General features: G+C 43.2%; 17 protein-coding genes. 12 read left to right on the top strand and 5 right to left on the bottom strand.

All coding sequences use genetic code 11. The features are described from left to right. Nucleotides 1–6 precede the first annotated feature (6 nt). From N6H18_RS08410 to N6H18_RS08425, 4 genes are all read right to left on the bottom strand, one after another. Nucleotides 7–741, bottom strand: a complete 735-nt coding sequence (locus tag N6H18_RS08410) for a hypothetical protein (protein ID WP_262311392.1) — start codon at nt 739–741, stop codon at nt 7–9. 79 nt (nt 742–820) lie between these two features. Next, complete coding sequence (locus N6H18_RS08415; protein ID WP_262311393.1) at nt 821–2,134, bottom strand: toxin-antitoxin system YwqK family antitoxin; 1,314 nt, start codon at nt 2,132–2,134, stop codon at nt 821–823. 105 nt (nt 2,135–2,239) lie between these two features. Next, on the bottom strand, nt 2,240–3,418 hold the full coding sequence (locus N6H18_RS08420) for an acetyl-CoA C-acyltransferase (RefSeq protein WP_262311394.1): 1,179 nt from the start codon (nt 3,416–3,418) through the stop codon (nt 2,240–2,242). A 45-nt stretch (nt 3,419–3,463) separates the two neighbouring features. Further along, a complete protein-coding gene (locus N6H18_RS08425; protein WP_262311395.1) occupies nt 3,464–5,008 on the bottom strand; it encodes a hypothetical protein in 1,545 nt (514 codons plus the stop codon). Nucleotides 5,009–5,154: 146 nt separating this feature from the next. On the opposite strand from N6H18_RS08425, the gene N6H18_RS08430 reads away from it, so the two are divergent. The 12 genes from N6H18_RS08430 to N6H18_RS08485 all read left to right on the top strand — a co-directional run bounded on the left by N6H18_RS08430 (nt 5,155) and on the right by N6H18_RS08485 (nt 20,552). Next, the gene (locus N6H18_RS08430; protein WP_262311396.1) at nt 5,155–6,312 is read left to right on the top strand and encodes a 2-isopropylmalate synthase; all 1,158 of its coding nucleotides are present in this window, start codon (nt 5,155–5,157) and stop codon (nt 6,310–6,312) included. 8 nt (nt 6,313–6,320) lie between these two features. Then, complete coding sequence (locus N6H18_RS08435; RefSeq protein ID WP_262311397.1) at nt 6,321–6,485, top strand: hypothetical protein; 165 nt, start codon at nt 6,321–6,323, stop codon at nt 6,483–6,485. 508 nt (nt 6,486–6,993) lie between these two features. Further along, nucleotides 6,994–7,884 carry a branched-chain amino acid transaminase gene (locus tag N6H18_RS08440; RefSeq protein WP_262311398.1) on the top strand — a complete coding sequence of 297 codons (891 nt, stop codon included), beginning with the start codon at nt 6,994–6,996 and terminating at the stop codon, nt 7,882–7,884. 33 nt (nt 7,885–7,917) lie between these two features. After that, a complete protein-coding gene (gene ilvD, locus N6H18_RS08445) occupies nt 7,918–9,588 on the top strand; it encodes a dihydroxy-acid dehydratase (RefSeq protein WP_262311399.1) in 1,671 nt (556 codons plus the stop codon). A 10-nt stretch (nt 9,589–9,598) separates the two neighbouring features. After that, nucleotides 9,599–11,332 carry a biosynthetic-type acetolactate synthase large subunit gene (ilvB, locus tag N6H18_RS08450; RefSeq protein WP_262311400.1) on the top strand — a complete coding sequence of 578 codons (1,734 nt, stop codon included), beginning with the start codon at nt 9,599–9,601 and terminating at the stop codon, nt 11,330–11,332. A 14-nt stretch (nt 11,333–11,346) separates the two neighbouring features. Continuing rightward, the gene (ilvN, locus tag N6H18_RS08455; RefSeq protein WP_262311401.1) at nt 11,347–11,901 is read left to right on the top strand and encodes an acetolactate synthase small subunit; all 555 of its coding nucleotides are present in this window, start codon (nt 11,347–11,349) and stop codon (nt 11,899–11,901) included. A gap of 79 nt (nt 11,902–11,980) precedes the next feature. Continuing rightward, nucleotides 11,981–13,315 carry a pyridoxal phosphate-dependent aminotransferase gene (locus N6H18_RS08460; RefSeq protein ID WP_262311402.1) on the top strand — a complete coding sequence of 445 codons (1,335 nt, stop codon included), beginning with the start codon at nt 11,981–11,983 and terminating at the stop codon, nt 13,313–13,315. Further along, entirely contained in the window at nt 13,315–14,583 is a 1,269-nt protein-coding gene (ilvA, locus tag N6H18_RS08465) for a threonine ammonia-lyase IlvA (RefSeq protein ID WP_262311403.1), read from the top strand. The genes N6H18_RS08460 and ilvA overlap by 1 nt, the downstream gene beginning before the upstream one ends. Nucleotides 14,584–14,841: 258 nt before the next feature. Next, on the top strand, nt 14,842–17,286 hold the full coding sequence (gene thrA / locus N6H18_RS08470; protein WP_262311404.1) for a bifunctional aspartate kinase/homoserine dehydrogenase I: 2,445 nt from the start codon (nt 14,842–14,844) through the stop codon (nt 17,284–17,286). A 17-nt stretch (nt 17,287–17,303) separates the two neighbouring features. Next, complete coding sequence (locus tag N6H18_RS08475) at nt 17,304–18,227, top strand: homoserine kinase (protein ID WP_262311405.1); 924 nt, start codon at nt 17,304–17,306, stop codon at nt 18,225–18,227. Between the two features lie 130 nt (nt 18,228–18,357). Further along, on the top strand, nt 18,358–19,653 hold the full coding sequence (gene thrC / locus N6H18_RS08480; protein WP_262311406.1) for a threonine synthase: 1,296 nt from the start codon (nt 18,358–18,360) through the stop codon (nt 19,651–19,653). A 413-nt stretch (nt 19,654–20,066) separates the two neighbouring features. Continuing rightward, nucleotides 20,067–20,552, top strand: a complete 486-nt coding sequence (locus N6H18_RS08485; protein ID WP_262311407.1) for a hypothetical protein — start codon at nt 20,067–20,069, stop codon at nt 20,550–20,552. Nucleotides 20,553–20,821: 269 nt separating this feature from the next. Here N6H18_RS08485 and N6H18_RS08490 read toward each other — a convergent pair whose 3' ends face one another. Further along, nucleotides 20,822–24,397: a M1 family aminopeptidase gene (locus N6H18_RS08490; protein ID WP_262311408.1), complete on the bottom strand. Its 3,576-nt coding sequence runs from the start codon at nt 24,395–24,397 to the stop codon at nt 20,822–20,824. Nucleotides 24,398–24,404 lie beyond the last annotated feature (7 nt).

A 24,404-nucleotide genomic window follows, 5' to 3' on the forward strand; every position in this document is an offset into this window, starting at 1 on the left:
GACAGCCTAATTGGATGATAAAGGTGCAATGTTTTTTTCTTTTTCTTGGTAATGCCCACAGTAGGAACATTCATAGTGCTTCCTTAGTTTTCCAGATTGTGTATCTGTAGGTTCAGCAATGATGGATTCGTTGATTTCTTTGAGTGTTCTAAAGTTGCAGTTCTCGCAGATCAGCAGATGGATATTGCCTTTGTATTTTTCAATCTTTTTGTATCCTGACTCATCGTCTATCCACACATCATACTCATAGGCAGAGATGTGCTCATGGTGAATCATCTCCTCTGTGAGGTGTAGATCTTCTTCGTGTTCGGTGAGCAGTCTCATTTCATTGCCTGTAGGAGATAGTCTTTTTTGGAACCGTATGTCGTGCAGTTTTTTCTCCATCTTGGATGGATAGAATACAGTGAGGTATTGATTGATGGTATAGCCAATGGCAAAACCTATGATCAGCGATACAAAAGTCTTGGCTATGAGGACAAAATCAGAAGTGGTCGAGTGCGTACTGATCATCAGGGAGTTGATGAAGAAGGTAATACTGATGCACAAGGCCAATGCAGTGTACCAGAAGTATTTGATCTCATGTGTGATGATGAACTCATACTTGTCTGTTGGACTTTTTCGGGTGGTCAGCAGCAGTAGGTAATAGAAAAAAAGCAATCCAGCACAGGCAAGTGCTATTTGGGACCACACCATGGCAATCTGATGCCAGTAATCCACGAAGGTTTCGAATGGCTTATTCATGTCGGTTTTTTGAAAACAAGCTTAGGATTGAATTCTGAATAAATTCCGAATTTCTGGATTTTTTCGAAAAAACTGGGGCTTATTGTTGCATTTGCCCCATTTTATAAGTTTCGGTTTTGGTCAATTCTCCCTTTTTGTCGTAGTATTTCCAATCACCACTTTTTTTATTTCGAGTGTAATAGCCTTCGATTTCTATGTCTCCAGATTTGCTGTATTTGACATAGTTTCCATCCAGTCTGTCAAACTTATAATCCTTCTTTTCTTGGATCTTTCCATTCGGGTAATAGGCAATTTCTTCTCCATGTTTTTTGCCTTTTTCATAATTTTCCTTACGTAGCACTTTGCCTTTTTCGTTGTAGAGGATTCTGCTACCTTCTAGTTTGCCCAAATCGTATTTTTCTTCGATATCAAGTTCACCTTTTTGTGTGTAGTATTTCCATGTGCCAGTTTTGAACTCGTCTTTAAATTTTCGGGTAGCGATGAGTGTACCATGCTCGTTGTATTCTTCTTCACTATTGTCTTTCTCCAAGTTGCTGTAGTTGCTCTTGACTTTAATCTGTCCATTAGGGAAATAGACGAGGTTGACTCCAGCTCTTTTGCCGTTGCTTAGGTTGAGCTCTTGCTTGATACTGCCGTTTGGATAGTAGGAGGTGATTTTGCCATTGAGCTGTCCATTGACGTAGGTGCCAGAGGTTTCTAACTGCCCATTTTCATAGTATTTTTTGTAACTACCTTCAGTTGAGCCGTTTTTTTGATAGGTTTCGGTACTGATTTGTCCATTAGGAAAATACCCGAGCACTTGACCGTCAATCACGCCGTTTTTGTAGTTGGTCTTGGACTTGATGACTCCCGTGTCGTAGTAGGTGGTGTTGAGTCCATGTTGCTTGCCTCCTAGGTAGGTAATCTCCTCTTTCAATTGTCCGTTGGGCCAATACTCTTTGACCAGTCCGTCTGGCTTTCCTTTTTTAAACTCCGTTTCATTCTTGATTTTCCCGTCTGGATAGTAGGAATTTAATACGCCCACAAGGGTGTCATTTTTGAAGGTGCCTGATTGGAGTAGGTTGCCAGCTTCATCAAAAACCTCGGTTGTGCCTTGTCTCATTCCTTGGTCGTAGGTAGTGGTTCGCTGAATCTGCCCATTCTCGTAGTAGTTGATGAACTCCCCGTTTCTCTTGCCTTTGTCATAGTGGCCAGTGATGAATACATACCCCTCAAAACCATACATTCTGTAGGGTCCGTCGACCACTGTGGTGTCCAGCTCTATGGTGTAATATTCTTCTTTGATCGGGTATTTTCCATCTATTTCATAATCGTATCGTGTGGTGACTTTGGTCTGTCCCAGGAGTGATAGGACGGGAAACAAAAGGAGTGCAACGATGAATATTTTTCTCATATACTGTAGTAAAAAAGACTTTACACTTGTCTCAATATGCAAATGTAAAGTCTTTGAAGAAATTACGGTTGATCCTCCAATTCGTTGGGTGAATAGATCAATATTTTAACATCTCTGGATTACTATCGCCGAAGCGCCACCTCCACCATTGCAGATGCCTGCTACACCGATTTTTCCTTTTTTCTGATCCAAAACAGAGGTCAAGGTCGTGATGATTCGAGCTCCAGAGGCTCCTAGTGGATGTCCCAGTGAGACTGCACCTCCGAGCACGTTGACAGTGTCGGCTTTCAGTCCGAGTTCTTTGATATTAGCCAGTGCCACCACCGAAAATGCTTCGTTGATCTCATAGTAATCTACTTCGGAAGCTGTGATTCCAGCATTTTTGATCGCTTTTGGGATGGCCAAAGCTGGTGCTGTAGTAAACCATATCGGTTCTCTAGCGGCATCCGCAAAACCGAGTATTTTGGCGATGGGTTTGAGTCCCAACTCCTCCATTTTTTCCTTGCTCATGATGATGAGAGCAGAGGCACCATCATTGATGGTAGAGGCATTGGCAGCTGTCACAGTGCCATCTGGATTGAATACCGGTCTCAGAGAAGGGATCTTCTCAAAGGCTACTTTTTTGTATTCTTCATCCTCTGAGATGAGGATGGGGTCTCCTTTTCGTTGAGGGACTTCTACAGGCACGATTTCATGCTTGAATGCTCCGTTTGTGGAGGAAGCTGTGGTTTTTTTGTAGGATGAGATGGCGTATTCATCCTGCTCCTCACGGCTGATTTTCATTTCTTTGGCGGTGTTGTCCGCACAACTGCCCATTGGGAATTTGTGATAGGGTTCCCATAGTCCATCGTGCAAGAGTCCATCGAGCATTTGTCCATGACCATAGCCATAGCCATAACGCGCTTTTGGGACATAGTATGGGATGTTGGACATGCTTTCCATGCCACCTGCGACGATTACATCTGCTTGTCCTAGCATGATGGATTGGGCTGCTAGCATGACGGCTTTCATACCTGATGCACAGACTTTATTGACTGTCGTGCAAGGCACGTTGTACCCGATACCTGCACCTATCGAGGCTTGGCGTGCGGGAGCTTGTCCTAGGCCAGCCGAGATGACATTGCCTATGAATACCTCGTCCACTAGTTCTGCTTTGATACCAGCCCTGTCCAAGGCTCCTTTGGTAGCTGCGGAACCTAGTTGGGTGGCAGACAGTGAAGACAGGCTACCTCCAAAACTCCCGATGGGTGTTCGGACGGCGGATATGATATATGCTTCTTTCATTATCGTGTTTTTTTGGGTTGTTTGAGATCAAATGTAATCAATGCCTTAGTCCATAGTTAAACGAACAGAGGCTTTTTCTTGGATGATATCTTGTACAGGACGATTTTCTATTTTGGATTCTAGCCAAGAGATAATGTCAAAATAGAGGAAGGCACGTTTCTCATAGGGATCCTTGGACAGCATCAGTAGGTTGTCTCGCAATGTTTCGAAGCGTTTTTTCAGTTCCTGCTCGGTGATGTTGGTTTTCAATCTTACGAGGAAGTTGAGGATGTATTTTTGAAACTGGTGTAGGTCTTCTTTTTTCAAGAGAAATCGATAAGTCGATCTGACGTAGTATTCGATCAGCTCCATGTTGCCTAGTTCATAATGGCTGATCAGGTTGACAATCCGTGCAAACCCGTGAATGTCCTCTCTTACATCCACTTCGTGAGAGTTGATGATTTTGTTGAGCCAGATGATTGCAGTTTTAAAGTCGTTGTTTCCAAAATATAGACAGGCGGTTTTGAAATACATGATCACCCTAGAGTGAGGGTCTAGCTGCAAGGCAAAGTGCTCGATACCTGGCATGATTCGATCCATCAAATCCACACCTCTTTGGAAGTCACCCTTCATAAATAGCCGGTTAAACTCATGCACAAAGGTGTACTTCTGCAATTTCAGCCTGATGTTTTCATTGAGATAGGCGGAGGGAAGGTTGTTGAGGGCTCGGAGTTCTCTGGTGGTGTTTTGAAACTCACGGTACCTCAATAGCTTGTTTTGAGCAATCAATAAGTGGTTGAGACTAGAAATATAGGTTTCCAATCTAGACTGAATCAGTGTTTTGTTACCTGTGAAAAGTGCAACGAGCTTGTTGGCATACTCATAGCCTCGTTCAAAATCTTGGATAAAAAAGTAATATCCTATGTAGAGATTGTAAAGGCTTATTTTTTCACTGACAGAAAACGTTGATTTATCGAATTGGGGAAGATTGGCAGTGAATACAGCATTGATTTCGTTGAAGTCATTTTCGTGTCGGATGAATCCGATTTTCTTGTACATCGCTTGCAGCTTGTACTGTAGGTTGGAAAACGAATTGATGTGGTTGATGCGGGTAGTCGTTTCTTCTGTTTCTCTAATGATTTTGTTGGTGCGTTCGAGCCCTCCTTTGGTAGAATGGGTGAGCATCTGTTTTTCCCATTTCAGTATCTCTAGTTGCATCTCCAAGTTGTCACTTTTGATGGCCAATTTCTTGGCTTTTTTGATGATGTCAGCACATTGGGTGTATAAGCTTTTGTTGAATAAAATCTCAGCATGATCTACCATGTCACGGATGCGGATATTAGGCAAAGTACTTGAGTTATAATCTCTTAAAGTGTCAAGTATTTTGGTGTACAAATGCGCCTTGAGGTTGGACAACTGCTGTGGTTTGAGTTCTGGGTCTTTGGTCAAAATCTCTTCATCATCAAAGTGTTTTTGTTGGTCAATGATGCTAAACAATCTGGAATATTTGGCATCATCGGTACCTTCGTTGGAAAGTTTGAAGTAGCGTTTCTCACTTTTTTTGAGAGACTTGATGAGAAGAAATAATGAGTCAGATCTTTCTTTAGACATTGTAATTAAAATTTACTCTAACAACGTGATATGACGTATTATGTTTGTTTTATTCAGTTTAGAGATCGTAATTAAATGAAACAAAGGTATTTTTTAGCGATAATTCGCTAATTAATTTTGGAGGATTACAATTTTAAAGTACAACTATGGACAATCGCATTTACATATTCGATACGACGCTAAGAGATGGAGAACAAGTGCCTGGCTGCAGACTAGACACCAGAGACAAGTTGCTGATAGCTGAAGAATTGGAGTTGTTGGGTGTTGATGTCATAGAAGCAGGATTCCCTATCTCAAGCCCAGGTGACTTTGAGTCCGTATCTGAGATTGCAAAGCTAGTCAAAAATGTGACGGTTTGTGGATTGACCAGAGCGGTACAAAAGGATATCGAAGTAGCAGCTGAGGCTTTGAAGCATGCCAAGTTTCCTAGAATCCACACTGGAATCGGGACTTCTGATCAGCATGTATTCACTAAAATCAAAACTACCCGTGAAGATATCCTAGAGAGAAGCAAGCAAGCTGTCAAATGGGCTAAGAAATATGTAGAGGATGTAGAATTCTACGCTGAGGATGCAGGACGCACAGACAATGTCTTCTTGGCACAGGTGGTAGAAGCAGTGATCGCTGCTGGAGCTACTGTAGTCAATATTCCTGACACAACAGGCTACTGCCTTCCAGAAGAATACGGTGCTAAAATCAAGTACCTCAAAGAAAATGTCAAAGGCATAGAGAAGGCCATCTTGTCAACACATTGTCACAATGATCTCGGTTTGGCGACTGCCAACTCAATAGCAGGTGTGCAAAATGGTGCCAGACAAATCGAATGTACCATCAATGGTATCGGAGAGAGAGCAGGTAATACCTCTCTCGAAGAAGTCGTGATGATCATGCGCAAGCACAACTGGATGAAGTGTGATACCAAAATCGATGCAAAGAGACTCAATGCCATGAGTAGATTGGTCTCCGAAAAAATGAGAATGCCAGTGCAGCCCAACAAAGCGATCGTAGGATCCAATGCGTTTGCTCACTCATCGGGGATTCATCAGGATGGTGTGATCAAGAATAGAGACAATTATGAGATCATCGACCCAGCAGAAGTGGGAGTGAATGAGTCTTCGATCATCCTGACTGCCAGAAGCGGTCGTGCAGCCTTGAACTATAGATTGGAAAACATTGGGGTGAAGTTGTCCAAAGAGGAATTGGAAATAGCTTACAATGCTTTCTTGACTGTAGCAGATACACACAACGTCGTAGATGAAACCTTGCTAAGAGAACTGGTCAGTAGTTTGGCCATCAATGCATAAGCATGAATATGAAAGACAAAATAAATGATACTAAGTCTAGCGTTTTGACTCAGAAGAGTAAGAACAAAGACAATGTACGTCAGGAATTGGAATTGACCAGTCGGGTGTTTTTGGCTTCAAGCCATTGCCGTGGCACCAGTGACAATTACCTGTTTGCATTTGGGGCAGAGTAATACTCTGCTATGAGGATTGACGAAATCGCAGAAGGTGATTTTTGGAGGATGATGAGAGAGTGTCAAAGCTTGATTCATCTTAGGTTGCATTTTGTTAGCATGTAGAGTAGGTAGAGGATGAGCTTCTATTTTTTTAAAAAGCGTACATTTTTTTTGGATGTGAATTTTAAAATGATCTACTTTGGCAATAATTGATAGAAATGAAAAGAATTATTGTCATAGCATTAACGATTGTAGCGGTGGTCACAGTGGCCATGGATCGGGAATGATATATCAATAATTTTAAAAATATTTGAAGCGTCATTCCCACAAAGAATGACGCTTTTTTATTGCCCAAACAACAAAGACATCAAAGTGATAACAATTATTGACATATTAACTATTGTCACTGTGGCTGTGCTATACAGTTGCTGAGAGAGGTATATAGATGAAAAATCAGAAGCCTTTCTCTTTGCAGTGAAAGGCTTTTTTGTGATCAAAGGGATTTAAAATAAAACTGAAATAGACAATGTATTACAACGAAAATTCGATTCTTTACCTAGATGGCAAATGGGTAAAAGCTGCTGAAGCAAAGGTCGATTTGTACAGCCAAACCATGCACCATGGCAATGGCGTATTCGAAGGGATACGGTCTTATGGCAGTGCTGCTGGACCCAACATTTTTCGTGCAAAACAACACTTCGAAAGATTGAAGTATTCGGCAGAAAGAATGGCTATCAAGTTTCCCTACTCAGTGGACGAACTCGTAAAAATTGCCTACGAGTTGATAGAAAAAAATAACATAGACAATGCCTACATCCGCCCGTTGATTTATCTCGGAGCAAACATGAAGTTGATCACCTGCGGTGAGACGCACATCATGATGGCAGCATGGGAGTGGCCCCCCTATTTGGGAGATGAAGCACTCAAAGTCATGATTAGCTCATACCAAAGGCCCAACCCGAAATCTATTCCGATAGACGCCAAGGTGACGGGTAACTATACCAACTCGATCCTCGCAACCAATGAGGCTAAGAAAAATGGTTTTGACGAAGCATTGCTTTTGGATTCGGATGGTTATGTATCTGAAGGTTCGGGACAAAACTTCTTTTATGTAAAGGATGGAGTGATTTACACCCCGCCGCTGGGAAATATCCTACCCGGAATCACCAGAGCTACTATCATCGAGTATGCGATGGAGCTAGGTTACCCTGTGGTAGAAAAGCTTTTTGTCCCAGAAGATATGAGAGGTGCCGAAGTAGCATTTTTCACAGGCACCGCGACGGAGATCGCAAGCATTGCTTCCATTGACGACATGGAGTTCAAAAAAGATTGGAAAGAAACGATAGCCTACGAGTTGTTTCAGATGTACAGGGCGAGAGTCACCAATGAGGAGTTGAGTGAGTCAGCAGTAGGATAAATTAGAACTAGGATTAGAAATTAGATTATATAAATGGAACTTAACAAACACAGTAAGACGATCACGCAAGATCCTTCGCAGCCTGGCTCTCAGGCACAATTGTATGCGACAGGACTGACTGAAGCTGACATGAGCAAAGCTCAAGTGGGTATAGTCAGTACCGGTTTTGAAGGAAACCCATGTAACATGCACCTCAATATTTTGGCTCACCAAGTCAAAAAGGGTGTCAAGGAAGCTGATCTTGTCGGTTTGATATTCCATACCATAGGTGTCAGTGATGGTATATCCAATGGTACAGTTGGGATGAAATATTCTTTGGTATCAAGAGACATCATCGCAGACTCTATCGAAACGGTGGTCAATGCTCAGTTTTATGATGCAGTGGTTCCAGTCGTGGGGTGTGACAAAAATATGCCCGGTGCTATCATGGCTTTGGGTCGATTGAATAGACCAGGATTGATGGTTTATGGTGGGTCGGTCAAGCCTGGCAAATGGAAAGGAGAAGACCTTAATATTGTGTCAGCATTCGAAGCTTATGGACAGAAACTGGGTAACAACATCTCAGATGAGGACTTCAAAGGAATCATCAAAAATGCGATCCCAGGACCGGGTGCTTGCGGAGGAATGTACACCGCTAATACCTTGGCATCAGCAATCGAAGCTATGGGAATGAGTCTGCCTGCTTCGTCTTCCAACCCTGCCGAAAGTGAGGATAAAAAACAAGAGACTTTTAGAGTAGGGCAGGCTGTGCGACACTTGCTGGTCGAAGACATACGTCCGAGTGATATCATGACCAAAAAAGCATTTGAGAATGCAATTCGATTGGTGATGATTACTGGAGGATCTACCAATGCAGTACTACACCTGATAGCTATGGCCAAGTCGGTAGATGTTCCCTTGGATTTGCAAGACTTCCAAAGATTGTCTGACTCTACGCCATTTTTGGCGGATTTGAAACCAAGTGGTAAGTACCTCATGGAAGACCTTCATAATGTAGGAGGTATCCCAGGCGTAATGAAAGTCTTGTTGAAAGAAGGATACCTACATGGAGATTGTATGACTGTGACAGGAAAGACCCTAGCAGAAAATATCGAAATGGGTCCATCCTTGAAAGCAGATCAGAAGGTGATTCACTCCTTTGGTGATCCCATCAAGAAGTCAGGTCACTTGCAAATCTTGTATGGCAACTTAGCTCCGACAGGTGCTGTTGCTAAAATCACAGGAAAAGAAGGAGAGTATTTCGAGGGACCAGCGAGATGCTATGACGATGAGTTTGCAGCGATCAAGGGTATCGGAGAAGAAGTACAAAAAGGAGAAGTGATTGTCATCAGGTACTCAGGACCAAAAGGCGGACCTGGTATGCCAGAAATGCTAAAGCCAACAGGAGCCGTGATGGGTGCTGGATTGGGCAAAGATGTGGCATTGATCACAGATGGTCGATTCTCAGGTGGATCACATGGTTTCGTGGTGGGACATATCACGCCAGAAGCACAAGAAGGAGGACCCTTGGCGATGGTTCAGGACGGAGATATCATTGCTATCGATGCGGTCAACAATAAGCTGGAACTGAAAATCTCTGACGAAGAGATGGAAAAAAGAAGAAAGGCTTGGGTGCAGCCTCCATACAAGGCGACCAAAGGAATATTGAAAAAATACATTAATCAAGTAAAGTCTGCATCTGAAGGGTGCGTTACAGACGAATAAAATAGGGGATATGGAAACTTCCACATTAGAACAAGAACAGAAGACGATGGCGACAACTGAACGTATGACAGGCTCTGAGGCCTTGTTGAAATGCCTTTTAGAAGAAGGTGTCGAGACGATTTTCGGTTATCCCGGAGGGGCTATCATGCCTATCTATGACTTGCTATACAAGTACATGGACAGACTAGATCACATCTTAGTGAGACACGAGCAAGGTGCATCGCACGCTGCACAAGGCTATGCACGTGTCACAGGCAAAACGGGTGTCTGCTTCGCTACATCAGGCCCAGGCGCAACCAACTTGATTACAGGTATTGCTGATGCACAGATAGATTCTACACCTATGGTTTGCATCACAGGGCAGGTGGCGTCTCATCTACTAGGCACAGATGCATTTCAGGAAACTGACGTGGTAGGAATCTCCATGCCAGTGACCAAATGGAATATTCAGGTGACCAAAGCATCTGAAATCCCAGAAGCAGTAGCCAAGGCATTTTATATCGCGAATACAGGCCGTCCAGGTCCTGTATTGATTGACATCACCAAAGACGCGCAGATTGAAGAGTTTGACTATTCTTATCAAAAATGTGAGCGAATCAGAAGTTACCACCCTTACCCAATCTTGGATGAGACCAAGGTGACTGCTGCAGCCAAATTGATAGATGAAGCCAAAAAACCAATGATCTTGGTAGGACATGGTGTCATCATCTCCAAGGCGCAAAGTGAATTGTTGGCATTGGCTGAGAAGACTGGGATTCCAATGGCTTCTACCCTATTAGGACTGTCGGCAGTACCTACAGCCCACCCTTTGTATGTCGGATATTTGGGTATGCACGGCAACTATGGGCCGAATGTCAAGACCAATGAGTGTGATCTATTGATTGCGATTGGGATGAGATTCGATGACCGTGTGACTGGAGATTTGAAACGATATGCCAAACAAGCCAAGGTTATTCATATCGAAATCGACCCAGCAGAGATTGATAAGAATGTGAAGACCAATGTAGCAATTGTTTCTGATGCCAAGGCGGCTCTGTTGAACTTGCTTCCTAAGGTAAGTGAAAACAAGCACGAAGCTTGGATGCAAGAATTTAAAGATTGTGACAAGATCGAGTACGAAAAGGTGATCAAGGATGATTTTTTCCCGAAAGGGGAAGAGCTCAAAATGTCTGAGGTGATCAAAGCAATATCTGACAAAACGGAAGGAAAGGCGATATTGGTCACTGACGTAGGGCAGCACCAGATGATCGCGACGAGATATTATGAGTTTTCAGAGACTCGTCTCAACGTAACCTCTGGCGGCTTGGGTACCATGGGATTTGCATTGCCTGCCGCAATGGGAGCCAAAAAAGGTCGTCCAGAGAAAGAGGTAATCGCGGTGATCGGTGACGGTGGTTTTCAGATGACGATCCAAGAGCTGGGTACCATTTTCCAAAGTAAGATTGGTGTCAAAATATTGATTTTGAATAACAATTTCCTAGGCATGGTTCGTCAGTGGCAACAACTCTTTTTTGACAGCAGGTATTCATTTACAGAGATGATCAACCCAGATTTTCAGAAGATATCCGAGGGTTATGGCATTCCGTGTAGCCGATTGGAAAAGAGAGAAAATTTGGAAGAGGCTTTGAATACATTCTTGAATCACGAAGGGCCATACCTCCTAGAAGTAATGGTTGAAAAAGAGGGAAATGTATTCCCGATGGTTCCAACTGGGGCTTCTGTTTCTGAAATGAGGTTGGACTAAAAACTAGATTGAAAGTGGAAAAACAACATACACTGTCAGTATTGACAGAAGATAAGGCAGGTTTACTGAACCAAATCACGATCATCTTCACGAGAAGAAAGATCAATATTGAGAGTTTGAATGTCTCTGCTACGGAGGTGCCAGGCATTAGTCGTTTTACGATTGTGATCACTTCTACACAGGACATTGCAGAGAAGACTGTCAAGCAGATTCGCAAGATCGTGGATGTATTGGGTGCTTTTTTATATGAAGAAGACCAAATTTATTATCAGGAGATTGCGCTATACAAAGTGCCAACCAAAATATTCTTGAATGGACAGAGTATTGAGAAACTGGTCCGTGAAAATGGAGCAAGAATTCTCGTCATCGAGGAAGATCATATCATCCTTGAAAAAACTGGATTGAAAGACGAGACACATGCTCTCTATCAAAAACTTGTTCCTCTGGGACTCTTAGAGTTTGTGAGGTCAGGGAGAGTGGCTCTTTCTAAATCCAAGCGAAGAACCGAAGACTATATCAAGGAGTTGGAAAATTCGAAGGAAAATTTATTGACTATAAAGGATTTTTAATATCAGACACTAGATCACGGACGCTAGATTTTAGACTTATTGTCTAATGTCTAACGTCTAAAATCTAACTTCTAAAAAAATGAGACAAGTACTACTACATGAGGGTTCGCGACAGCTTGACTATGAGATCAGAGATATCGTCAAGAAAGCAGAGGCTTTACAGAGTCACGGACAAAAAATTTTTTGGGAAAATATCGGTGATCCGATTCTCAAGCATGCCGTAGTACCTGCCTGGATCAAGGAGATTTTGACCGAATTGGTCAATGAGAATGCTACCTATGGCTACTGCCATTCTAAAGGGGTTTTGGAGACCAGGCAATATGTGGCACAGAAAAACAATGCCCGTGGTGGTGTGCAAATCACCGCTGATGACGTGTTGTTTTTCAATGGTTTGGGAGATGCGATTGGCAAATTGTACCAATTTTTGAATCCCTACTCTAGGGTGATTGGTCCATCACCAGCCTACTCTACACACTCCGCGTTGGAGGCGGCACATTCCAACAAAGAGCCACTAACTTACAATCTAGACCCGGAAAATTTCTGGTATCCAGATTTGGCTGATTTACGACTCAAGGTGAAATACAATCCCAACATTGTAGGGATTTTGATCATCAATCCAGACAATCCGACAGGGATGGTTTATCCTGTGGAGATTTTGGAACAGATCGTACAGATCGCCAAGGAATTCAATCTGTTTTTGATTAGCGATGAAATTTATACCAACATCATTTACAATGGTGTAACCACCAAATCATTGTCCGAAGTATTGGGCGATGTACCGGGTATCGCGATGAAGGGAATTTCTAAGGATACCCCATGGCCAGGATCGCGCTGTGGCTGGATGGAGTTTTACAACCGCAAGGCAGATCCGCAGTTTGATGCTTATTGTTCGACTTTGGAAAATGCCAAAATGGTAGAGGTATGCTCCACGACTTTGCCTCAGAAGGCATTGCCGAGAATCCAAGAGCACCCAAAGTTTAAAGAATATTTGGCGGAGCGAAGACAAGAAATTGCCGATAGAAGTGAAATTATCTCAAAGTTATTGAGTGGCATCCCATATATCACGTTCAACAAAACAAATGGTGCATTTTACAATACCATCGTATTCAAAGACGGAGCGATCAATGACAAGCAATCACTAAAAATAGCAGATGCAAAGATCAAACAGTTGGCTGAAGAATGGGTGGAAAAAGTAGATGCTCCCGACAAACGTTTCGTCTATTATCTCTTGGCTGCCAAGGGAGTTTGTGTAGTGCCTTTGTCTTCCTTTCAGTCCGAATTAAGAGGATTTAGAATTACGCTACTCGAAGAAAACAAGGAAGTATTGCAAGAGACCTTTGGCAAAATAGCCGATGCAATCAATGAATTTTGTACTTCAGATGTCAATGAAGAAGTAGAAGCCCACATCTCTTGATGGAGTCTGAATTGAAAGAAATGGATCAGCCCACTCTGGTAGGAGTGATGAAGGCCAGCAAGGGGTTGGAAGGGATTGCTTTCCATACACCATTGATGCCGAATGTCAATTACTCTGATAAATATGGTGCTGATGTTCATTTCAAGCGAGAAGACTTGCAAGTCGTCAGATCTTACAAACTCCGTGGAGCTTATAATAAAATAGTGAGCTTGAATCCTGCCGAGCAAGCCAAGGGAATCGTCTGCGCCAGTGCTGGGAATCACGCACAGGGTGTAGCTTATTCTTGTCAGAAACTGAGCATCAAAGGGACGATCTTCATGCCAAGTGTGACCCCCAAACAAAAGATCAAGCAGGTCAAAATGTTTGGGAAGGATATGGTGGAGGTTGTACTCACCGGAGATACTTTTGACGATGCTTACCAAGCAGCGATGGCATATTGCGAGGAACATCAGGCGACTTTCGTACATCCATTCAACGATCCCAAGATCATAGAGGGTCAAGGAACGGTTGGACTGGAAATCATCAACGATACTACAGCTCCCATTGATTACCTCTTTGTACCGATTGGAGGTGGTGGATTGGCTGCCGGGATTATCACGGTATTCAAAGAACTTTCGCCTCAGACCCAAATCATAGGAGTCGAGCCTGCAGGAGCACCTGCCATGCGTGATTCTATCCAAGCAGGTAAAAATATTGTACTAGAAGAAATCGATACTTTCGTCGATGGAGCTGCGGTGCGAGCAGTTGGGACAGAAACATTGAAGATTTGTAAGGATTATTTGTCCGATATTATCTTGGTACCTGAGGGTAAAATTTGCACAACGATACTACAACTCTACAACGAGGAGGCCATTGTGGTAGAGCCAGCTGGTGCATTGACTTTGTCTGCATTGGACTTTTACAAAGAGCAGATCAAAGGAAAAAATGTAGTCTGTGTAGTGAGTGGTAGCAACAATGACATCACCAGGACAGAGGAAATGAAGGAACGTTCGTTGTTGTACGAAGGCTTGAAGCATTATTTTATGCTCAGATTTCCACAGCGCGCTGGGGCTTTGCGAGAGTTTGTTTCGGATGTATTGGGGCCAGGTGACGATATCGTGCACTTCGAGTATTCTAAAAAGCACAGCAGAGAAAAAGGGCCTGCGCTGATCGGGATAGAATTACAAAGCAAGGACAATCTTCAGCAGTTGCTGGACAAGATGACCGAAAAGAATTTTGTCTATGAGTATCTCAATGACAAACCAGATTTGTTGCAGTATCTGGTATAATGATAATAAGGTTCTGCCAAAAGATGAATGGGAGAATCTAAAGTAGAAAACACCACTAGCTCTAAAGGAGAGCGTTTTCCCCCTTTGGAGGGGGTAGGGGGAGGAAATGATCAGGAGTTGAGAAGTCTCATCTCGTAAATCAAGGAGTTTCCATAAAAGCGAGAGGAGTAGAATAGAAAATTTAGTCGTCATGGGATGACTTGAATTGAGTGTTTCAGAAAGTGTTTTGAAACATTAAACTTTGAACTAAAAGTACACATGAAAGTATTAAAATTTGGAGGTACATCCGTAGGTACCCCAGACAATCTGAAGAAGGTAAAGGAGATTTTGGCAGCAGCTCAGCCAGAGAAAACCGTTTGTGTGGTTTCAGCTTTTGGCGGTGTGACCAATCTGCTGCATGCTTGCAGCGAGTTGGCAGCCTCAGGTGACGAGAGTTACGAGGAGTTGACGGAGCAAATCGAAGCAAGACATCTCGACACAATCAAGGAATTGCTACCTGTACAGTCTCAGTCCATTACTTTCAGTAAAATCAAGATTCTACTCAATGAGCTGGAAGACTTGATGAAGGGTATTTACCTCATCAGAGAACTTTCTCCGAAGACTTTGGACAAAGTACTCAGCTTTGGAGAGACACTGTCATCTAATATCATCGTAGATTATCTGAACGCCGAAGGTTTGCCAACCGATCTGGGAGATTCAAAGGCCTTGATCAAAACTGACAGCACGCACAACAATGCCATCGTAGACTTTGCGGTGACTGATAAAAACATAAAGCACTATATTTCATCCGCAGCGAATCTGGTTGTATGTCCTGGATTCGTATCGTCGGATGCAGATGGAGTGACTACTACGCTAGGACGTGGAGGTTCTGACTATACAGCGGCTATTTTTGCAGCAGCCTTGGATGCCGATTCTTGTGAGATATGGACGGACGTGAGCGGGATGATGACCTCTGATCCTAGACAGGTAGCTGCTGCGCATCCGATCGAGAAGCTCTCTTTTCAGGAGGCATTGGAGTTGTCGCATTTCGGAGCGAAAGTCATTTATCCTCCGACGATCCAGCCTGTATTGGACAAGAAGATTCCGATCAAAATCAAGAATACCTTTGCTCCGGAAGACCCAGGAACTACGATCTGTGATGATGCCAATGGTGACAAGCAGTTCGTCAAAGGACTGTCTAGTGTCAAAGACATTGCCTTGCTTAACCTGACGGGTAGCGGCATGGTGGGTGTCCCTAAGTTCTCGTTCCGATTGTTCAAAGCCCTGTCTGAGGCCAAGGTGAATGTAATCATCATCACACAAGCTTCTTCTGAGCATTCGATTTGTGTTGGGATCGACCAAAAAGATGTGGAGGTATCCAAAACAGCTATTGCTCAGGAGTTTCAACTGGAGTTGTCATTGAGGAAAATCGATCCATTAGAAGTAGAGGAAAAGATGGCCATCGTGGCATTGGTTGGAGACAAAATGCGCGAGCATGTAGGTATCGGCGGGCAGATGTTTTCTGCTTTGGGAGAGAATGGTATTAGCATCAAAGCCATTGCACAAGGTTCGTCTGAGCGAAACATCACTGTGGTGTTGGATCAAAAGAATCTAAGTAAAGCACTCAACGTATTGCACGAAAGCTTCTTCCTATCTCAGCGCAAGCGAATGAACTTGTTTATGATCGGGATCGGCAATGTGGGCGGCACTTTCATCAATCAGATCAAGGCGCAGTACGATTACCTCAACGAATTCGAAAATGTGGATCTCCGAGTGGTAGGTATTGCCAACAGTCGCCAAATGCATTTCGATGAGGATGGGATAAACTTGTCAGACTGGAAAGGCGCATTGGAGCGAAAGGGAGAGAAAATGTCATCCACTGCATTTGTGCAAAAGATGGTGGATGCCAACCTGAGAAACTCAGTGTTTGTGGACAATACAGCCAATGCAGAGATTGCATCTCTGTACGAAAACATCCTGACCAAAAGTATCTCGGTCGTGACACCTAATAAGATTGCTTGTGCGTCGGACTATGACAATTATTTGAATCTCAAAAGCACGGCTCGTGAGTACCAGTCCAAGTTCTACTACGAAACGAATGTAGGAGCAGGACTGCCAGTATTGACCACTTTGGGTGATTTGATCAAGAGTGGAGACAAAATCAAGAAGATACAAGCAGTCCTCTCGGGGAGTTTGAACTTCATCTTCAATACCTTCAAGCCAGGAGTCAAATTCGTAGATGTGGTGAGACAGGCAGGCATAGAAGGTTACACAGAGCCCGATCCAAAAATTGACCTCAGTGGAGTCGATGTAATGCGAAAAATATTGATTTTGATCCGTGAGAGTGGATTGAGATTTGAATTGTCAGACATTGGGAGTGAGTCTTTCATCCCCGCGGCTTGTATGGATACAGCCAACAACGAAGAATTCTATGCCAGCCTGGAGAAACACGATGCGGATTTTCAGAAGTTGGTGACGGATGCAGAGGCTAAAAATTGTCGCCTCAAGTTCGTAGCGACCTTTGATGAGGGCAAAGCCTCGGTCGGTTTGCAGGAAATTCCTAAGGAGCATCCTTTTTATATATTGGAGGGAAAAGACAACATCGTCTTGTTCTATACCAACCGATACAAGGATCAACCACTCGTGATAAAAGGCGCTGGAGCAGGGGCAGAAGTGACAGCTTCGGGTATATTTGCAGACGTAATGCGCATTGCAAATAGCTAATAAAATTGAAGTGAGTCATGTCTAATTCTATCAAAGTTTTTTCTCCATCTACTGTGGCCAATGTTGGTTGTGGTTATGACGTTTTGGGATTTGCCCTCGATGGCATTGGTGAAGAAATGATTGTGACCGAATTGTCAGACGACAAGATGGTCATCATCGAAAACGAGAAATTTGATCTCCCATTGAATCCCGACAAAAATGTCGCAAGTGTGGCAGCCAAAGCTTTGCTAGAAGCCGCAGGAATCAAAAAAGGCTACAGCTTTGCCTTCAACAAAACCATCCATCCGGGCAGTGGCATGGGCACGAGCGCATCGAGTTCGGCAGGAGCCGTGTTTGCAGTCAACGAACTCATCGGTCGTCCATTCAATACCCACCAACTGGTGGAGTTTGCCATGGAAGGTGAGAAGATGCTTTCTGGCAAAGCACATGCCGACAATGTCGCACCCAATCTTTTGGGTGGATTCACTTTGGTACGCGCTTACGGTCCATTGGATGTACTGAAATTGCCCACACCAGAAAACTTGTATGTCGCCATCGTGCACCCACAGGTAGTGGTCAAAACCTCTGATGCCAAGCGCATGCTCAAGCAGACCGTCAAGCTCGAAAAAGCAGTCGCACAATGGGGCAATGTCGGCGGTTTGGTGTCAGGATTGTACGAGTCAGACTACAGTTTGATCGGTCGCTCGATGGAGGATCATATTGTAGAGCCAATCAGAAAATTGTTGATTCCACTCTATGACGAAGTGAAAGCCAAGGCGGTCGAAGTAGGTGCTATCGGATGCAGCATCGCAGGATCTGGCCCATCTATTTTCGCTTTTGCGGAAGGGAAAGAAACCGCAGAAAAAGTCAAAGCCAGCATGCAGGAAATCTACGATGAAGTCGGCATCCTAGCCTATACCTATTTATCCAAAATCGGAACAGAGGGAGTCAGGGTTTTGTAGAGTTGAAAGTGAAAAGTTGAAAGTTTAAAAATTGATAGGCGGATCGCATGAACATGCACTTTTCCTGTTCTGAAGCAGACCCAAAGTATTAAGTCTAAAATCTAGAATCTAGTTTCTAATATCTAATCAAATGAAGTACTACAGCACCAACAAACAAGTCCCAGAGGTAAGCTACGAAGAGGCGATTTTCAGAGGATTGCCTGATGACAATGGTTTGTACATGCCCACGACGATACCTACACTACCCGCCTCCTTTTTTGAGGAGATTGAGGATATGAAATTGCATGATATCGCGTATGAGGTAGCGAGTAGATTCATCGGAGACGAGATTCCTGAGCGTGATTTGCGCAAGTTGGTCTCGGATACTTTGAACTTTGACTTGCCGATCGTGGAGGTGGAGCAGAATGTCTATTCGCTGGAACTGTACCATGGACCGACCTGTGCGTTCAAGGACGTAGGAGCTAGATTTCTTGCCAGATGCCTGAGCTACTTCTCTGCCCAGAGTGACAAGAAGTCAACCATCCTCGTGGCGACTTCTGGTGATACGGGTGCAGCAGTTGGGAGTGGGTTTCTCGGTGTGAAGAACATCAACGTGATCATTCTCTACCCCAAAGGAAAGATCTCCAAAATACAAGAGCAGCAGCTCACCACGCTAGGAGACAACATCCAGGCACTGGAAGTACGTGGGGCTTTTGACGACTGTCAAAAAATGGTCAAGGATGCTTTCCTGAACTTGGAACTCAAAGCAAAATACAACCTGACCTCAGCCAACTCCATCAACATGGCGAGGCTGATTCCACAGTCCTTTTATTACTTCTGGGCATATGCGATGCTCAAGGACCTAGGTGACTTGGTCGTGTCTGTGCCTAGCGGCAACTTTGGCAACCTGACTGCAGGTCTGCTGGCGCAAAAGATGGGCTTGCCGATCAAGCAATTCATCGCCTCGACCAATGCCAACGATGTAGTACCGACCTATTTGAAGACGGGAGTGTTTACGCCCAAGCCATCGACAGCCACCATCTCCAATGCCATGGATGTGGGCAACCCGAGCAATTTTTACCGCATGAAAGAAGTCTTTGGTTCGTCGTGGGAAGACATGAAAGTAGGCGTGATAGGTTATGCCTACGACGATGCACAAACTGCAGAGACAGTCAGACAAGTCTATCAGGCTACAGAATACCTACTTGATCCACACGGTGCGGTAGGGTACTTGGGACTGAAAGAATACATGAAGGAGCACCCCAAATCAGTCGGGGTATTCTTGGAGACGGCACACCCAGCCAAGTTTGGCGATGTGGTGGAGCCGATCATCAAGCAGCCTATAGAGATGCCAGAGCGATTGGCAGAGTACGCCAAACGTACCAAAGTAGCCACAGAGGTAGACACCACCCAAGAGGAATTGATCAAGGTCTTGGAGAAGATGTGATACTAAACCTATAAGGTTTCAAAAACCTTATAGGTTTGATACAGATCAATCATTAGCTCTTCTCTGATGTTGCGCAAGGTTCAAGTTCATGTTGCGCAACCCTAAACCTGAACTTTAATTTCTTCCGCAAAGCGTCCTGAAATATGAAAAGGTAGAGTCTTGGATCAGCTTCTTAGATTTGGGAGTTATTCATATAGTTTTTGATTTTCGAGATCGTGATGTTTGCTGCTGTCAGGTGAAAGAGGTATTCTTGGTTTGCGGGATAAAAGGAAAGAGGGAAATGATCTGCATGTCGAGAGAATGCCGCAGCGGACACTTCGACTATGGCACTAAGCGAATTCAATAAATGGCTTGGAGCAACTCACCTCTACTCAATTCCGTTTGAAACCTTCAAAACAAAAATTATCGTGATCATGATCAAATCCCTATTTGTAGTTGTATTAGTTAGCATCTCCTTGAATACCGACCTCCCAGAGCTCAATCAGAAGGTCGTCGAATATGTAGACAGTGTGATGGGGACGAAGGTCGACCGTGGCGAATGCTGGGATTTGGCAGCAGGAGCTTTGAAGTATTCTGGGGCGTACTTTGACCGCAGCTCGTTGAAGACAATCAGCATCTATGGTCGCTTGTTGAATCCCAAGAAAGAAGAAGTGCTTCCAGGAGACCTGATCCAGTTCGAAAATGTCGAGCTCAACTGGAAGGATGGCAATATGACTTACAAAGCAACCATGGCACAGCACACCGCCATTGTTTACAAAGTCAATGAGGCCATGAACTACGAAATCGCCCACCAAAATACGGGCGAATGGGGTAAAATAGTAGGCGTCAGTAATTTTCGTCTCGACCAAGTCACCAAAGGCAAAGTCATGATCTACCGACCTATCAAGGAAAAGGGTTGAGCCTGAATTGAATAATTCAGGGGTTAATAGTTAATTGATACAAGTTTATTAGGTTTGAAATCAATAGGTTATGCTATATCAGTGGCCGTTATCAAGAAAACCATTTTGGTTGGAGCAGAATCCAACCATTTTTACACAAATAATAGCCCTAATAATTTATTAACCTATTTTTATTAACTCCTGTACTTGCTAATGCAAGTTGAAAGAACAAAGAAAAAGCCTCCGTCATTATCTGAACGGAGGCTTTGATTTTTTAGCGGTACGAGTGATTATTGCTCAGATAGCGTTTTGATGTTGTCCTTGTACACTCTGTCGATCAATAAATGCCTTGGGTCGATGGCTGCTTTGGCAGGGAGTGAGTCCAAGTCAAAAGAGAAGTTTATCGATGCTTGATCAAACTTCATTCTCTTTTCGAAGTATAGATTTTCTTCGTCGCTATCCATAAAGAAACCTATGTCAATCCAATCATTGATGGCGACATTGGATTCTACACCGATGGAGTCGGCCTTGAGTTTCTCAGACTCTACGAGCAGATTCACTCTATACTTTCCATTGTCTAACGTCTCATAAGTTGCTTCTTTGAGACGGTTGTCATAGAGGGTAATCTCTTTGAACCAATCATCGATCAAATAATGCAACGAATCGGGGACTTCTGGCTCTAGGTAACTGAGGAAATCCAAAGAAGTAGGGTAGGGTGCTTGATAGCGATAGGCTTCTAGGAAGTTTTTCATGGCACGGTTCACTTTCTCTTCTCCAATATAGTCTTGCAGCGCATACAAGATCACACTGCCCTTGCCATAGTGGATGTACATCTGATTTTCCACTTTGTAGAGAGGCATTTCTTTGACCAACTCTTGACTTCTACCTCTTAAGTAGCGGTCATGGTCATATTTCAAGAATTCTCTCATCTTCATGGGAGTCTTGCTGATGGTTTTCATAGTCATGAGAGAAGAGTATTCAGAAAAACTTTCACTCATCATAGTGGCACCTTGCATGTTGGCACCTACCACTTGGTGTGCCCACCACTGGTGCGCCATCTCGTGCGCAATGACTGCATCGACGACATTGTTTTCGTTTTCATCTTCCAAATTGATGATAAAACCAAAGGCTTCTGAGTAGGGCATAGAACCAGGGAATGCTTGGGCAAACGTAGCGTAACGAGGGAACTCAATAATTCGACATTGCTTATGGTAATAAGGGCCGAAATTTTCGATGTAATACCCAAGAGACCGCTCGATTGCATCCAGCATGATAGGGACATTGATCTCATGTTTTTTATCATAATACACTTCCAGACTTATACCATTCCACTGTCTTGTGGCTACTTCAAATTCGGCAGAGATGAAAGAGTAGAAATTTTGTGAAGTATGATCCACTTTGTAGTGATAGTAGTTCCTATCATTTTCTGTCCATTGTTTGATGAGTGATCCCGGAGCAATAGCCGTTTGATCCATTACGGTAGAAATGATCGTTTCGGATGGAATGTAATCAGAAGTGCCATTGCTCAAATAGTTGATTTTGCAAGCGTCATCACAATCGGCCTGTAACTCTGGCATCCTATCTTTGGGCTCTAGACCATACTTTTTCCTAGTATTTTTATCACTCAACTCTACCGATGATTGATAGCCAAAAGCCGGTAGGAAGTCAAAGTTGTTTAGGAATGTCCCATTTTTGACGACTTTGCTGTTTTCTCTTTTATTGGAAAACCCTTGGCTTATGAATTTTGCCTCCACCTCTATGTTCATAGTGTCTCCTTGAGGAAGTGGTTGGTCTAAAACGTAAATCAAGTAGCCATAATCCTTGTCTTCAAATGCCAGCGTAGAGTTGGGTATCTCAAAGCTAGTATCCCAGTCTTCTCCCACATTGAAATGGATAGAGTCCAACGCACTGCTATGTTCATTGATAATCTGCACCTTTACCTTGGTATAGACGTCTCTTTCATGTGGGAAAATATCTACGAAATATTGAATATTGATGATTTTAGGATGATCTACATGTTCATACTTCTTGTACAGTTTTTCATAGTTTGCCTGAGACTCCTCTTGCTCGTCGGAAGTACGGTAATGGTTGAGGACTTGAGTATTGTAATACACGAATCCTGCAACGCTTGCCCAGACAACGAAGGATGTCACAATTAGGAGTTTATAACTTTTTGATAGCAGAGACAGAGCTGCAAGGATTCGCTCTTTCAATGAACCTACCACTCCTCTCGTCCATATAGCACCAGCAATCAGCAAGCAAAAGAAGGAAAAGAGTAACCAATAGAAGTTGAGCCAAAATGAACCCAATAACTCTGGACCAAAACGGTTCATATCAGAATAGGTAAGACTCGGAGAATCTCCTATGAGCATCATGGTGCTTTCTACGTCGAAGATGAGTAAAATCAACTCCCATGCAAATATGAAAAGGATAGAGACAAAATACCCGATGTATTTGTGATTGATGATGACCTGTATGCTAATCAGTACACCAGTCCAGATGACGTAGTAGGGCAAGTTCTTATATAAGAAAGACAAAAAGTATACATCCAATTCCAGAATAGTGTAGCCTTTGGCCAATTGAGCGATGATACCGGTTAGCACCAAAGCAAAATGTAAAATGCAAGTAATGGCAATCAGTGATAGTGCTTTGGCAGACAAGGATATCAGTGAGGTGTGAGGAGTCGCATCGATCACTTCATTGATTTTGCTCTCACGATCTCTCCAGATCAATTCTCCACTAAAAAACACCAAGATGATAATGATGAATAGGAAAGAGACATTGTCAATGAGGTCGATGATTTTGTAGGTTCTTGGGTAGGATTGAAGACCAAAGTATTCAAAGCCATTGACCAAATTGGAGATCAAAAGTATCAAGCCAAATATGATGAGGATTTTGAAAGTCACACTTTTGGAGATGCTTAGGAAATTGGTATAGAAGAAGCTTCTGAATTGAACCCAGCTAGTACCAGTAGTATAAGAGGGGTGAAGAATAGGTTCTGTGAAAGCGATGGACTCCTTCTTGTTGACGGACTTTTCTTTTTTGACTCTTTTATTTTTTTCTTTGAAAGAAAAAGTAAAATAGGTCGTGATCAAGATTATGACACCAGCACCTACCCATATCAGTCTGTTCCATAGCAGTAGTCCATCAAAGCCAGGATTTAATGTATTTTTTTCGATTGGCGTATAGTATTTAGAATAGAATCTATAGGCATTGAGTCCAAATACATCTACCAAGGCGGCTAGAGTTTCATTGTCCAGATCGGACAGCAACGAACCAGAAATGATGTAGCCCATCATGATGATGATAGAGCCAATGAAGGAAATAACAGTGCTTTTCCATTTGTTAGCCAGTGTAAAAATGATCGTGCCAGTAAAAAACATATTAGGAAGAATGAACAACAGGTAATTGTTGATAAAAGTACTAAGATGCAGTTCACCATATCTCTCCGCTTCGATCCACCCAAAAGCGGGTCCTAAAATAGTACCTAGGACAGTTCCCAAAAAGATACCCATCAGAGGGATAGTAGATAAAAATAGTGCTCCAAAAAACCTCCCAAAGAAATATCCAGCTTTGCTGATAGGAGTACTAAATAGGATTTCATGAAAATCATTGTTATGATCCCTAAGTGCGGCATTGTTGTAGAATGCTGTAGCTACTAGTAGGCCAAATATGGACATGATAATAGTCCATGTAGTGACGATATGGGGAGCGTTTTTGTATATGTTTCCCACTGATCCACCAATTTGTACGTTTTCACTAGAAGCAGCACCAAAAACCATTAAAGCAAACAAGCCCAGAAAAATATAAACCATGGGTTGTTTGAGCGAGTATTTCAACTCGGAAAAAAAGAAAGTCTTAAACATGTTCAAC

The sequence above is a fragment of the Reichenbachiella agarivorans genome, assembly GCF_025502585.1.
Classification (GTDB): domain Bacteria; phylum Bacteroidota; class Bacteroidia; order Cytophagales; family Cyclobacteriaceae; genus Reichenbachiella; species Reichenbachiella agarivorans.

Excerpts from the sequence above, each read along its gene's own strand:
- N6H18_RS08410 (WP_262311392.1), bottom strand. The coding sequence starts at position 741 with ATGAATAAGCCATTCGAAACCTTCGTGGATTACTGGCATCAGATTGCC.
- N6H18_RS08415 (WP_262311393.1), bottom strand. The coding sequence starts at position 2,134 with ATGAGAAAAATATTCATCGTTGCACTCCTTTTGTTTCCCGTCCTATCA.
- N6H18_RS08420 (WP_262311394.1), bottom strand. The coding sequence starts at position 3,418 with ATGAAAGAAGCATATATCATATCCGCCGTCCGAACACCCATCGGGAGT.
- N6H18_RS08425 (WP_262311395.1), bottom strand. The coding sequence starts at position 5,008 with ATGTCTAAAGAAAGATCTGACTCATTATTTCTTCTCATCAAGTCTCTC.
- N6H18_RS08430 (WP_262311396.1), top strand. The coding sequence starts at position 5,155 with ATGGACAATCGCATTTACATATTCGATACGACGCTAAGAGATGGAGAA.
- N6H18_RS08435 (WP_262311397.1), top strand. The coding sequence starts at position 6,321 with ATGAAAGACAAAATAAATGATACTAAGTCTAGCGTTTTGACTCAGAAG.
- N6H18_RS08440 (WP_262311398.1), top strand. The coding sequence starts at position 6,994 with ATGTATTACAACGAAAATTCGATTCTTTACCTAGATGGCAAATGGGTA.
- ilvD (WP_262311399.1), top strand. The coding sequence starts at position 7,918 with ATGGAACTTAACAAACACAGTAAGACGATCACGCAAGATCCTTCGCAG.
- ilvB (WP_262311400.1), top strand. The coding sequence starts at position 9,599 with ATGGAAACTTCCACATTAGAACAAGAACAGAAGACGATGGCGACAACT.
- N6H18_RS08460 (WP_262311402.1), top strand. The coding sequence starts at position 11,981 with ATGAGACAAGTACTACTACATGAGGGTTCGCGACAGCTTGACTATGAG.
- ilvA (WP_262311403.1), top strand. The coding sequence starts at position 13,315 with ATGGAGTCTGAATTGAAAGAAATGGATCAGCCCACTCTGGTAGGAGTG.
- thrA (WP_262311404.1), top strand. The coding sequence starts at position 14,842 with ATGAAAGTATTAAAATTTGGAGGTACATCCGTAGGTACCCCAGACAAT.
- N6H18_RS08475 (WP_262311405.1), top strand. The coding sequence starts at position 17,304 with ATGTCTAATTCTATCAAAGTTTTTTCTCCATCTACTGTGGCCAATGTT.
- thrC (WP_262311406.1), top strand. The coding sequence starts at position 18,358 with ATGAAGTACTACAGCACCAACAAACAAGTCCCAGAGGTAAGCTACGAA.
- N6H18_RS08485 (WP_262311407.1), top strand. The coding sequence starts at position 20,067 with ATGATCAAATCCCTATTTGTAGTTGTATTAGTTAGCATCTCCTTGAAT.
- N6H18_RS08490 (WP_262311408.1), bottom strand. The coding sequence starts at position 24,397 with ATGTTTAAGACTTTCTTTTTTTCCGAGTTGAAATACTCGCTCAAACAA.